General features: G+C 65.1%; 10 protein-coding genes and 1 pseudogene. 4 read left to right on the forward strand and 7 right to left on the reverse strand.

The features are described 5' to 3' along the window. Nucleotides 1-129: 129 nt before the first annotated feature. Entirely contained in the window at nt 130-795 is a 666-nt protein-coding gene (locus AC1DIO_RS08485) for a YggS family pyridoxal phosphate-dependent enzyme (protein ID WP_441492049.1), read from the forward strand. A 90-nt stretch (nt 796-885) separates the two neighbouring features. Here the strand turns inward: AC1DIO_RS08485 and AC1DIO_RS08490 are convergent, their stop codons facing one another. Continuing rightward, the gene (locus AC1DIO_RS08490) at nt 886-1,455 is read right to left on the reverse strand and encodes a L,D-transpeptidase family protein (protein ID WP_476775124.1); all 570 of its coding nucleotides are present in this window, start codon (nt 1,453-1,455) and stop codon (nt 886-888) included. A gap of 81 nt (nt 1,456-1,536) precedes the next feature. Here AC1DIO_RS08490 and AC1DIO_RS08495 point away from each other — a divergent pair, with 81 nt between their 5' ends. Next, nucleotides 1,537-2,223, forward strand: a complete 687-nt coding sequence (locus AC1DIO_RS08495; RefSeq protein ID WP_069882335.1) for a response regulator transcription factor — start codon at nt 1,537-1,539, stop codon at nt 2,221-2,223. 6 nt (nt 2,224-2,229) lie between these two features. Next, nucleotides 2,230-2,694 carry a cyclic nucleotide-binding domain-containing protein gene (locus AC1DIO_RS08500; protein ID WP_476775125.1) on the forward strand — a complete coding sequence of 155 codons (465 nt, stop codon included), beginning with the start codon at nt 2,230-2,232 and terminating at the stop codon, nt 2,692-2,694. A 9-nt stretch (nt 2,695-2,703) separates the two neighbouring features. On the opposite strand, the gene xth is transcribed toward AC1DIO_RS08500, so the two are convergent. From xth to tesB, 6 genes and pseudogenes are all read right to left on the reverse strand, one after another. After that, complete coding sequence (xth, locus tag AC1DIO_RS08505; RefSeq protein ID WP_441492052.1) at nt 2,704-3,519, reverse strand: exodeoxyribonuclease III; 816 nt, start codon at nt 3,517-3,519, stop codon at nt 2,704-2,706. Between the two features lie 155 nt (nt 3,520-3,674). Further along, nucleotides 3,675-4,505: a LolA family protein gene (locus AC1DIO_RS08510; RefSeq protein WP_441492053.1), complete on the reverse strand. Its 831-nt coding sequence runs from the start codon at nt 4,503-4,505 to the stop codon at nt 3,675-3,677. A 178-nt stretch (nt 4,506-4,683) separates the two neighbouring features. Beyond that, a pseudogene (locus AC1DIO_RS08515) lies at nt 4,684-7,160 on the reverse strand (FtsK/SpoIIIE family DNA translocase). A 211-nt stretch (nt 7,161-7,371) separates the two neighbouring features. Then, on the reverse strand, nt 7,372-8,850 hold the full coding sequence (locus AC1DIO_RS08520) for an ammonium transporter (protein WP_441493289.1): 1,479 nt from the start codon (nt 8,848-8,850) through the stop codon (nt 7,372-7,374). Between the two features lie 34 nt (nt 8,851-8,884). Then, nucleotides 8,885-9,223: a P-II family nitrogen regulator gene (locus tag AC1DIO_RS08525; RefSeq protein ID WP_043236992.1), complete on the reverse strand. Its 339-nt coding sequence runs from the start codon at nt 9,221-9,223 to the stop codon at nt 8,885-8,887. A 238-nt stretch (nt 9,224-9,461) separates the two neighbouring features. Further along, entirely contained in the window at nt 9,462-10,328 is an 867-nt protein-coding gene (gene tesB / locus AC1DIO_RS08530) for an acyl-CoA thioesterase II (RefSeq protein ID WP_441509090.1), read from the reverse strand. A gap of 150 nt (nt 10,329-10,478) precedes the next feature. On the opposite strand from tesB, the gene AC1DIO_RS08535 reads away from it, so the two are divergent. Next, a complete protein-coding gene (locus AC1DIO_RS08535) occupies nt 10,479-11,729 on the forward strand; it encodes a ubiquinone biosynthesis hydroxylase (protein ID WP_441509089.1) in 1,251 nt (416 codons plus the stop codon). Nucleotides 11,730-11,873 lie beyond the last annotated feature (144 nt).

Genomic DNA, 11,873 nt, shown 5'->3' on the forward strand with positions numbered 1-11,873 from the left:
ACAGAAGGCCGTTTCCGCAGTTAGAGCGGGATTCGGGCGGAAAACCGGTTCCGGCTTTTCCACATCATGTTCTAGGACACCATTGCACGCACGCGGTCAACGTTGCGCGCGAGATGGAAGGGTTTCACGATGAACGATACGGTTACGCGGCTGGCCGCCACGCAAGCGGCGATTGCACGCGCCGCGCGTGATTTCGAGCGCCGCCCAGCAGATGTGACGCTGATCGCCGTTTCGAAGACCATGCCGGAGGAGGCGATCCTTCCTGCCCTGGAAGCAGGACAGCGCGTCTTCGGCGAGAACTACGTCCAGGAGGCCAAGGCGAAATGGCCGGGCCTGCGCGAGCGCTTTCCCGATGTCGAACTGCACATGATCGGCCCGCTGCAGTCGAACAAGGCACGGGACGCGGTCGCCCTGTTCGATGCGATCCATACGCTCGACCGGGAGGGCCTGGCGAAGGAACTTGCCCGCGAGATCGCGAGGGCCGGCCGGGCACCGAAACTCTTCGTGCAGGTGAATACTGGCGAGGAACCGCAGAAGGGAGGCATCAATCCGGGCGAGGCCGACGCGTTCATCGCGCTCTGCCGCACGCATCACGGTTTAGTGATCGAGGGGTTGATGTGCATTCCGCCAGCCGAGGAGCCGCCCTCGCCGCATTTCGCGCTGCTGGCCAAGATCGCTCTGCGCAACGGGATTGGCGGACTCTCGATGGGAATGAGCGCCGACTACGAGGCCGCGATCCAGCTCGGTGCTACCCATGTTCGTGTCGGTAGCGCGATCTTTGGGGCCAGGGCGTAGGGAGCTCCCTGTTTGCACGCCGGCAGCGGGTCGACCCGGCGGTAGTGCCGAGTCGACCCCAAGGCCTACTGATCGCGCTGAATGCGGATCCTACCGGATTTCCATGACGCAGCGCCGGGCGAGGCGCGGCAGCAGCTTCTCAAAAACATGCCGCTCGACAGCGACGCAACCCGCCGTCGGAGTGAAGCCAGGCCGGGCCAGGTGCCAGAAAATCGCACTTCCGCGGCCGCGAATCACCGGGGCGTCGTTCCAGCCCATTTCGACGATGACGTCGTAGAGATGGTCCTCGCGTGTAAGACGCTCCTCGGCTTCGCCGGGCGGGCGGTCGATCAGTCGATTGTAGCGCCGGTCGCTCCTATCGTCGCACCAGGCATCGCGAGGTGCGATCCTGCGCAACGGCAAGCTGGTCTGGGGGCGGGGCAAGCGGTCGGCGCGATAGAAGATGCGCCGCAGCGGCAATGTGGCGCGGGGAGTGCCGCCATCGCCTTCCCGCTTGGCGACAATGATGCCGGAGCGGCCAAGGGCACAGGGAAAACAGGCGCCGCCAGCGATCAGAAAACCCTTGCGGCGATCATGCACGGAGCGGACGATTTGCAACCGGGTTAGGCCGCGCCGCACCTCGCCTGGACCGGCACCGCCGGCTTGATCACATTTTCTCACGGATATTCCACCCCACCTGACTTGCAGTCGCGATTCAGCGGGCTCATGGTGCCGGAATCGCAAACCGTTCAAATGATTGCCATGCCCGCCGTCCATCATATTCTTCTGGTTGACGACGACCAGACGTTGCGTGACGCGCTCGCGGAGCAGCTCGCGCTTTATGACGAGTTCCGGATCTCGACGGCTGCGACGGCATCCGCCGGCGTGAAGGCCGTTCAGGCCGAACGGGTCGATCTCGCCGTCATGGATGTCGGGCTTCCCGACATGGATGGTCGCGAGGCGGTGAAGGTGATGCGCCGCAACGGCTTCAAGAGCCCGGTGATCATGCTGACCGGGCAGGGCTCGGACGCCGATACCGTGCTCGGACTGGAAGCCGGCGCCAATGATTATGTGGTGAAGCCGTTCAAGTTCGCGGTGCTGCTGGCGCGTATCCGCGCCCATTTGCGGCAGTACGAAGCGAGCGAGGATGCCGTCTTCCAGGTCGGCCCCTATACCTTTCACCCAGGATCGAAGCTGCTTGTCAGCGAGAAGGGCTCGAAGACCAAGCTCACCGAGAAAGAGACCGCGATCCTGCGCTTTCTCTATCGTGCCGGCCGCAAGCCGATTGCCCGCGAGATCCTGCTTCAGGAGGTCTGGGGCTATAATTCACAGGTCACCACCCACACGCTGGAGACCCATATCTATCGTCTGCGCCAGAAGATCGAGCCCGATCCGGCCAATGCGCGACTATTGGTGACGGATGCGGGCGGCTATCGCCTGAATCCTTGAGATTCCATGGCGCTTAACGACGACATCGCATTCCTGGCCAAACAGCCGCTGCTGGGTCTCATGGACCATGACGCCTTGCGGCTCGTGGCCTTTGCCGCCGAGAACCGCATCCTGCGCGCCGGTGATGTGCTCTTCCGCCGCAACGACGGTTCGGATGGTGCCTATCTCGTCGTCTCGGGTGCGATTGCGCTCATGAGCCGGGATGACGGCCAACCCGCCGACGAGGTGGTGGGTCCAGGCGGGTTGATCGGGGAGCTGGCGCTGTTCGCCTCGATCAAGCGGCCGGTGACGGCCGTTGCGCGCGAGCCCACGCAACTGATGAAGCTCTCGCGCAGCGTGATGCGCCGGGTGCTCGGCGAATCCCCGCAATCGGCTCAGGCGATCGCGGCTGCGATCGGAGAGAGGCTGCATGGCTTCATGGGCGAATTGTCACAGGTTCGCGATGCGCTGATCGCGATCGATCGAAGCTAGAGCGCTCGATCAGAGCTCCAATGTCACCGTGACGGGAACGTGGTCCGAGGGCCGCTCCCAACCGCGTGCTTCACGCAGGAAGGTGACGTCGCGCAGGGTCGGCTTCAATCCGTCAGAGAGCCAGATATGGTCGAGCCGGCGACCCTTGTTCGAGGCAGCCCAGTCGGCGGCACGGTAACTCCACCAGCTATAGAGCTTCTCGGGTTCGGGCCGCAGCGTGCGCGCGGCATCGCTCCAGCCAAGCTCGGTGCGCAGCGTTTCGAGCGTCGTGGTTTCGATGGGTGTATGGCTGACCACGTCGAGAAGCTGCTTATGGCTCCAGACATCGTGCTCATAGGGCGCGATATTGAGGTCGCCGAGCAGGATGCTTGGCCGGTCGGTTGGTCGTTTGGCGATTCCCCAGGCGCCGAGTTCGTCGAGAAAGGCGAGCTTGTGGGCGAACTTGTCGTTCAGGTTCGGATCCGGGATGTCGCCTCCGGCCGGAATGTAGAAATTATGGATGGCGACGCCCGCGGCAGCGCCAGCTCCCTTGTCGAGTACGACCGTCATATGGCGGGCATCATTGCGTCCGCACATCGCCATGGCGTCCTTCTCGCTGAAGGGCAGGCGTGAGACGATCGCGACGCCGTTATAGCCCTTCTGGCCGATGAAGGCCTGATGGACATAGCCGATCTTCTCGAAGGCCTTGGCGGGAAACTGCTCGTCAGGAGTCTTGGTCTCCTGCAGGCACAGTACGTCCGGCGCGGTGGTGGTCAGGAATTCCGTCACCATGCCGATGCGCAGGCGCACCGAATTGATGTTCCAGCTCGTAACGGTCAGATTCACGCAGTGGTTCCGGATCGAAAGGGAGCCGGAAACTGGGTCTTGGCAGCGGAAAAAGCAAGCCGCTCCGAAGCCTGACGGCGTTGCAGCCGCCGCCTCGTCTCGCAAGCAAGCCCGGCGCTCGAAATCGCTTGGAGGGCGGCCCCTTCAGCGCGTGCTCAGAGCATGCGCTCGTAGTTGATCACGAAATTCTTCGGATCGGGACGCCGCTGCGTATCGAGGTTGTAGAGCGAGACCGATGTCTCGTAGCCCTGGGGATCGATGACCACCCACTGCCTGAGTTCATTGGCCGCCATGTCGTAGTTCAGGGTGATCTTCGACGTGCCGCCAAGGGTCGAACGATCCTCGACGCTGACCGACAGGATGTCGCCCTTGGTGCTGACCTTGGTGATGGTCGAATCTCGGGCAAGGTCCATGCGCTCCTTGACCAGGAACTTCAGTGGCGTCTGGCCGATCGAGTAGAGATCCTGGGTCGCGAGCTTCTTGTCGCGGATCGCCACCGAGGTGCCGTCGGCGATGACTTCCATGGTCACGGGCGGCCGATACTCGAAGCGCATCTTGCCTGGGCGCTGGATATAGAGCTTGCCTTCGAAGCGGCGGCCGTCAGAGGCGAACTGGATGAAGTCGCCCTGCAAGGTCGCAAAGCCATTGAAATAGGCATTGAGACGCTCGACAGCTTCCTGCTGTGTGAGCGGGGCTGAATGCTTGCTGGTGGTCGACTTGACCGGGACGGCAGCCGGACGGGGCTGTTCGGCGGCGACCGTGGTGATGACCGGAGCGGAGGTTGCCTCCGCGGTCCGCGGCAGGCCAAGCCCCGGCGGTCGCATGGGCGGCAGCGGGATCGCGCGGGGAGCTGCCGGCTTTGCGGCCGGCGCTGCGGGTTTGGCCTGAAGATCAAGCGGCTGGGCCGCGAGCGGGCCAGACGCAATGGCGAGCCCAAGCGCGACAAAGGCGCCGAGCGAAGCCTGCATTGGCGAAACGCGTGTCATGAGCAAAGCTGCTCCGATGCTGGGGCCATATCGGCCTGGATGTTCGCGTCATTGCCTGATGCGGGCAATGACTGGAGGCGGGCGAAATGGCCCGCCGCCTCAGGTAAACGCATCAACCACCGTATGAGTTGCACTTCAGCGTGGCAATTTGAGGACCTGCCGTCTCTCTGCCGTCCGCTCAATCCTCGTCTTCCCTGGCGCGGCTGGCCTCGACGAGGATCTCTCGCTTGCCGGCGTGGTTGGCGGGGCCGACGATGCCCTCGTTCTCCATGCGCTCCATGATCGAGGCGGCGCGGTTGTAGCCGATCTGCAGGCGGCGCTGGATATACGAGGTCGAGGCCTTCTTGTCGCGCAGCACGACCGCGACCGCGTGACCGCGTCGAGATAGTCCGGCCGGCCTTGCGTCTTCAGATGCGCCACGACCTTCTCGACCTCGGCATCCGAGACGAACGGCCCGTGCACGCGGGTGATGCGGCCGCCRCCGGCCATGTAGAGCATGTCGCCCTGGCCGAGCAGCTGCTCGGCGCCCATCTCGCCGAGAATGGTGCGGCTGTCGATCTTCGAGGTGACCTGGAACGAGATGCGGGTCGGGAAATTGGCYTTGATCGTGCCGGTGATGACGTCGACCGAGGGCCGCTGGGTCGCCAGCACGACATGGATGCCGGCGGCGCGCGCCATCTGCGCCAGGCGCTGGATCGTGCCCTCGATTTCCTTGCCGGCGACCATCATCAGGTCGGCCATCTCGTCGACGATGACGACGATATAGGGCAGGGGCCCCAGATCCATCACCTCTTCTTCGTAGATCGCCTCGCCGGAATGCTTGTCGAAGCCGGTCTGCACGGTGCGYGTGATGATCTCGCCGGCAGCCAGCGCCTCGCCGACCCGGACATTGAAGCCGTCGATGTTGCGCACRCCGAGCYTCGACATCTTCTTGTAGCGCTCCTCCATCTCGCGCACCGCCCATTTCAGCGCGACCACCGCCTTCTTCGGGTCGGTGACGACGGGGGTGAGCAGATGCGGGATGCCGTCATAGACGGAGAGCTCGAGCATCTTGGGRTCGACCATGATCAGCCGGCACTGYKCGGGSKTSAGCCGGTAGAGGATCGACAGGATCATGGTGTTGATCGCGACCGACTTGCCCGAGCCGGTGGTGCCGGCGACGAGCAGATGCGGCATGCGGGCAAGATCGGCGATCACCGGCTCGCCGCCGATGGTCTTGCCGAGGCARAGCGCCAGCTTGTGCTTGGTCGATTCGAAATCCTGGCTGGCGAGCAGCTCGCGCAGGAAGACGGTCTCGCGCTTGGCATTGGGCAGTTCGATGCCGATCGCGTTCTTGCCCTGGACAACGGCGACACGCGCCGAGATCGCGCTCATCGAGCGCGCGATGTCGTCGGCCAGCGAGATCACCCGCGACGACTTGGTCCCCGGCGCCGGCTCGAGCTCGTAGAGCGTCACGACAGGGCCCGGGCGAACCTGGCTGATCTCGCCGCGCACGCCAAAGTCCTCGAGCACCCCTTCGAGCAGGGTCGCATTCTGCTCCAGCGCATCCGTCGAGATGGCTGTCGAGGGGACCTTCTTCGGTTCGGCAAGATAGGTCAGCGGCGGCAGCTCGAAATGATCGCGATCGAGCAGGGACGGCTGGGCCTCGCGCGACAGACGCTTGCCAGGCTTGGGAGCAGCGGGCCGGGCGGTGACGCGCGGAGCATTGAGATCGCGCAGGTCCTGCGGTTCATCATCATCGTCGATATCGCCATCGGGAAAGTCGACKACGCGACTGGCCGGACGCGGGCTGGGCAACGGCTCGGGGGCGAAGACTGGAGGGGCAGCGCGGGCCGCAGCTTCGTTGAACTGCGGTTCGCGGCGTACGCGGCTGACGGGCTGGTTGCCAGCGGAGCCAGTGGCGCTGACGGCCGGTTCCGGCGGGTGCGGCAGGCGACGCAGGATCGCGCCCTTGAGCGCCATTGCGCCATGGGCAAGCCAGCCGACAAGGATGACGGCGAAACCGGGCTCGTCGTCGCGACGCTCCTCGGTCTCGGCCCAGGACTCGTCTTCGTCGTCGCTGTCATTGACCGGATCTTCGTCGGTGACGAAGCCGAAGCCCGCGGCGGCGGTCACGGCGAGAATTGCTATACCGGCATAGAGAAAAGCGACAAGGCCGCCGAGGGCGCTGCCTGCGATGCCGACGAGATTGCGCGTCCCAAACAGCAGGCCGTCGCCGATCACGCCGCCCATCCCGGTGGGCAAGGGCCAGCGCGGCGTCGCCGGAAGGGCGCTCGCGACGGCCGCCGTCGCGACGATACCGACAACCCAGAGACCGAGCTTGAGCGCGCCGCGATCGAACAGGTGGAAGCGCATCAGGCGCAGCGCCCAGATCAGCGGCGGGAAGAGCATGGCGATGACGCCGAGCCCGATCATCTGCATGGTCAGATCGGCGATCATCGCACCCGGGCGCCCGAGCAGGTTGTTGACGGCGCCGCCGGTGGCGTTGTTGAGGCTGGGGTCTTCAGCGGCCCAGGTCGCAAGCGCGAGTGCGATGGCCGCTGTCAGCGCCAGCAGCCCGAGCCCGACCATCTCCGACGTCCGTCGCGACAGGAATTCCCGCGCGGGATCGGGCAGGCGATCGATCAGGGATGAGGAGCGTCGGATTGTTCGCATGCCGGCCGGGCCGCCTTCCACAGGACTACAGGCCGCATCATACCGGCCTCCAGCGATCAGGGTATGAAGGTCAGGTTAAGACCCGCTTAACCTTGAAGGGGAGCGCCTCGCCGGCGGATCGATCGGCCTGCTTCTGCGGGCGGAGTTACCGTGAGAAAGGCCCCGGCGGGAGACCGCCGAGGCCTGTTTCACGTGAAGCGGCCGGAGACGCTTACATGCTGTAGGCGCGCTCGCCGTGCTCGGCGATGTCGAGGCCTTCGCGCTCCTGATCCGTGGTGACGCGCAGACCGACGACGACGTCGACGATCTTGTAGAGGATCAGTGAGCCGACGCCGCTGAAGACGAGCGTGAACAGAACGGCCTTGGCCTGAGCCACGAATGCCGGCCCGAATTCATAGGCCGCGGTGACGAGCTCGCCCGGCTTGGAGACATAGTCCGGGATGCCGCCGCCGCCGAGCGCCTGATTGACCAGGATGCCGGTGGCCAGGGCGCCGATGATGCCGCCGACGCAGTGGATGCCGAACACGTCGAGCGAATCGTCGTAGCCGAGCGCATTCTTGACGGTGGAGCAGAAGACGAAGCAGACGGCGCCAGCGACGAGGCCGAGCACGATCGAGCCCATCGGGCCTGCGAAGCCAGCGGCCGGCGTGACGGCGACGAGACCGGCAACCGCGCCCGAGACCATACCGAGCAGCGAGGGTTTGCCCTTGGCCGCCCATTCGACGAAGAGCCAGCCGAGCGCGGCTGCCGCCGTGGCGACGAAGGTGTTCATCATGGCAAGCGCGGCGGTGCCGTTGGCCTCGAGATTCGAGCCGGCATTGAAGCCGAACCAGCCGACCCAGAGCAGGGCTGCGCCGATCAGCGTCATGGTCAGCGAGTGCGGGGCCATCAATTCCTTACCGTAGCCGACGCGCTTGCCGAGCAGCATGCAGCCGACGAGGCCGGCGATGCCCGCGTTGATGTGGACGACGGTGCCGCCGGCGAAGTCGAGCGCACCCCATTTGAAGAGCATGCCGGCATCGGCGTTGACCGCGTCGAGCGCCGCGGTTGCGGCCGCCTTGGCATCGGGGCCCGCCTCAGCGACAGCCTTGGCCGCATTGCCGACGGCATCGGGACCGCCCCAGTACCAGACCATATGGGCCATCGGGAAATAGATGAAGGTCACCCAGAGGGCGGTGAACAGCATCAGCGCCGAGAACTTGATGCGCTCGGCGAAGGCGCCAACGATCAGGGCCGGCGTGATGCAGGCGAAGGTCATCTGAAAGCAGATGTAGACGTATTCGGGGATGACGACGCCGTTCGAGAAGGTCGCCGCGACCGAGTTGCCGTCGACGCCGCGCAGGAAGGCTTTCGAGAAGCCGCCGACGAAATCGTTCAGGCCGCCGCCGTGGGTGAAGGCGAGGGAGTAGCCGTAGATCACCCAGAGCAGGCTGACCATGCAGACGATGGCGAAGACCTGGGTCAGCACCGAGAGCATGTTCTTGCTGCGCACCAGGCCGCCATAGAACAGGGCGAGGCCGGGAATCGTCATCAGCAGCACGAGCACGGTCGAGCTCATCATGAAGGCGGTATCGCCCTTGTTCGGCACCGGCGCGGCGGGAGCCGCCGCTGTCTGGGCCAGCGCGACCGCCGTGGTCGCGGCGAGCACCGCTCCGACCAGCCCGGCCCGCAATGGGGTCTTGAAATTCATCGGTTGAAACTCCTGGACTGAAGGATCGAGAGGATCAGAGGGCGTCGCCGTCGGTCTCGCCTGTGCGGATGCGGACGGCCTTCTCGATCGACGATACGAAGATCTTGCCGTCGCCGATCTGGCCGGTACGGGCTGCGGCGGTGATCGCCTCGATCACCTTGCCGACGAGTTCGTCCGAGACGGCGACTTCGATCTTGATCTTCGGCAGGAAGCTCACGGCATATTCGGCACCGCGATAAATCTCGGTATGGCCCTTCTGCCGGCCATATCCCTTCACCTCGGTCACGGTCAGGCCATGCACGCCGATGGCGGTGAGCCCGTCGCGCACCTCCTCCAGCTTGAACGGCTTGATGACAGCCATCACGATTTTCATGCTTGGGTTTCCCCGTTTCCGCCGCCCGGATGTCAGCCCCGGCGATCGCGTTGCGCTCCGCGCGCGCCGGGAGCCCGACACACGTCACGGCCGGTCAATTCAAGGCCCGTGCCAACTGCCGGAGGGGGATCATGAGGGGATGACGCAAGGAAAAACGCCCCGTCGCACCACTCGGTGCGGGGTGATTGCCTAATAAACAGGCAAATGCTTGGTTGCTGTGCTTCTGCTTAGAAAGCGCTCATTCGCGGTCCGGACGCGGCCGGATCAGGCCTTCCTGCGCCACGGACGCGACGAGCTTGCCATGGCGATCGAAAACAAGGCCGCGGGAGAACCCGCGCGCGCCCGAGGTCGAGGGGCTGTCCTGAGCATAGAGCAGCCAGTCATCGGCGCGGAAGGGGCGATGAAACCAGAGCGCATGATCGAGGCTCGCGCCCTGGATCTGCTTGTCGAACACGGTCTTGCCATGCGCGATGAGGCTCGAATCGAGCAGCATCAGATCCGAAGCATAGGCAAGCACGCTTTGATGAACCGCCGGATCGTCGGGCAAAGGCTGCATCGAGCGGATCCAGACATTGAACTTCGGCTCCATCTTCTCGCCTGTGACGTAGCGCTGGAGCTCGACGGGCCGAATCTCGATCGGCCGCTCGCGCTGGTAATAGGCGCGCACGGCTTCGGGCATATGCGGCAGCACGCTGCGCTGCATCTCCTCCCGGTTCGGCAGTTCCTCCGGCATCGGCACGTCCGGCATCGGCATCTGATGCTCATAGCCGGGTTCTTCAGCCTGGAACGAGGCGGACATCGAGAAGATCGCCTCGCCATGCTGGATCGCCAGCACGCGCCGCGTCGTAAACGAGCGGCCGTCGCGGAGCCTTTCGACCTCGTAAATGATCGGAGTCTCGGGGTCGCCCGGCAGCAGGAAGTAGGCGTGCAGCGAGTGCGGCTGGCGGCCTTCCACTGTCTGGCAGGCGGCGTAGAGGGCCTGCCCGATGACCTGCCCGCCGAAGACCCGCTGCCAGCCGATCTTGGGGCTGCGACCGCGGAACAGATTGCGCTCGAGCCGCTCGAGGTCGAGGATCGACATCAGGGAGTCGCTGATCTGGGACATGGTTCTTCAGGCTCGACTGGCGGGCGGATTGACGGGCGGGCCGGCTGAGCCGAAGACGGTTCCGCCGTATCCTCCGCATCAGCACCGACGCACCGGGCGTCGTCAAGCGCTGGTCCAGGCGTGGTCGGCATGAGGCGCAGGAGCAGGACGATGGGGCAGCAGACCGGCCATTCCGGAAGGCGGATCGTGATCGCGGGTGGCGGCATCGCCGGGCTTTCGCTGGCGCTGGCGCTGAAACGGGCGCTCGGCGAGGCTTATGCAATCGTCCTGGCGGACCCGGCGCTTGCGGCACCGCCGCGTCAGGACAACCGCGCCTACGCCGTGGCGGCGGCTGCACGCAACATGCTGGAGGTGCTGGGCGTCTGGGAGGCCGTTGCAGGCAGTTCTGCCGCGATGACCGAAATGGTGGTGACCGACAGCCGCAATCCAGACGTGGTGCGTCCGGTCTTCCTGACCTTTGACGGCGAGATCGAGCCCGGACAATCCTTCGCCCATATGGTCGAGAACATGGCGCTGATGACGGCGCTGTTGAGCGCCTGCCGTGAAGCGAATGTCGAGATGCGGCCGGAAGGCGTTCGCGGTTTCGATGCGCAGGACGATACCATCGAGATCACCTATGCGGGCGGCGAGCGCATTGGGGCGTTGCTGCTCGTGGCTGCGGATGGCGCGCGGTCGCGGCTCCGCGAACGCGCCGGCATCGGTTGGGTCGGCTGGTCCTACCACCAGTCCGGGCTGGTTGCGACGCTGAGCCATGAGCGGCCGCATGACGGGCGGGCCGTCGAACATTTCCTGCCATCCGGGCCCTTTGCGATCCTCCCGCTCAGCGACGGCGGCAGGCTCGGCCACCGCTCTTCGATCGTCTGGACGGAGCGCGAGGAGAATGTCGCGGCGCTGCTCTCGCTCGACGAGGCCGATATGCTCGACGAGATCGAGCGGCGCTTCGGACTGGAGCTTGGGGAGCTTGCACTGGAGAGCAAGGTCACGGCGATGCCGCTCGGCTTTGGCGTGGCGCGTCGCTTCGTCGGCGACAGGCTGGCGCTGCTTGGTGACGCCGCTCACCTGATCCATCCGATTGCCGGCCAGGGGCTCAATCTCGGGCTGAAGGATGTCGCGGCCCTGGCTGAGGCCATCGTCGATGCCGCGCGGCTTGGGCTCGATCCAGGCAGCGCCGACGTTCTCGAAGGTTATGAAAGCGCCCGGCGTTTCGACACGGTTGCGATGGGCGCGGTGACGGACGGGCTCAATCGGCTGTTTTCAAATGACGTAACGCCATTCCGCCTGGCTCGCGATTTCGGGCTCGGGCTGGTCGATCGGATGCCAGGGCTGAAGCGCTTCTTCATCCGCGAGGCGGCGGGACTGGCAGGGGACCCGCCGCGCCTGCTCAGAGGCGAGGCGCTCTAGATGTGTAGTCCCGAAATCTGATGGTGCATCATCGATCCTGAGTCGTCAGGAGGAGGATGCATTATGGGAAGCGTTCTTCATGGCAGCGCCCGCACGACGGCGCGTGTTCGAGCCGAGCTCCAAGGGTCGAAAGAGAGCAGCCGG

The organism is Allobosea sp. 05T439 (genome assembly GCF_056396005.1).

What these genes read in the sequence shown, in the direction of transcription:
- tesB (WP_441509090.1), bottom strand. Translation starts at nt 10,328, where the DNA reads ATGTCCCAGATCAGCGACTCCCTGATGTCGATCCTCGACCTCGAGCGG.
- AC1DIO_RS08535 (WP_441509089.1), top strand. Translation starts at nt 10,479, where the DNA reads ATGGGGCAGCAGACCGGCCATTCCGGAAGGCGGATCGTGATCGCGGGT.
- AC1DIO_RS08500 (WP_476775125.1), top strand. Translation starts at nt 2,230, where the DNA reads ATGGCGCTTAACGACGACATCGCATTCCTGGCCAAACAGCCGCTGCTG.
- AC1DIO_RS08485 (WP_441492049.1), top strand. Translation starts at nt 130, where the DNA reads ATGAACGATACGGTTACGCGGCTGGCCGCCACGCAAGCGGCGATTGCA.
- AC1DIO_RS08525 (WP_043236992.1), bottom strand. Translation starts at nt 9,223, where the DNA reads ATGAAAATCGTGATGGCTGTCATCAAGCCGTTCAAGCTGGAGGAGGTG.
- AC1DIO_RS08510 (WP_441492053.1), bottom strand. Translation starts at nt 4,505, where the DNA reads ATGACACGCGTTTCGCCAATGCAGGCTTCGCTCGGCGCCTTTGTCGCG.
- AC1DIO_RS08520 (WP_441493289.1), bottom strand. Translation starts at nt 8,850, where the DNA reads ATGAATTTCAAGACCCCATTGCGGGCCGGGCTGGTCGGAGCGGTGCTC.
- AC1DIO_RS08495 (WP_069882335.1), top strand. Translation starts at nt 1,537, where the DNA reads ATGCCCGCCGTCCATCATATTCTTCTGGTTGACGACGACCAGACGTTG.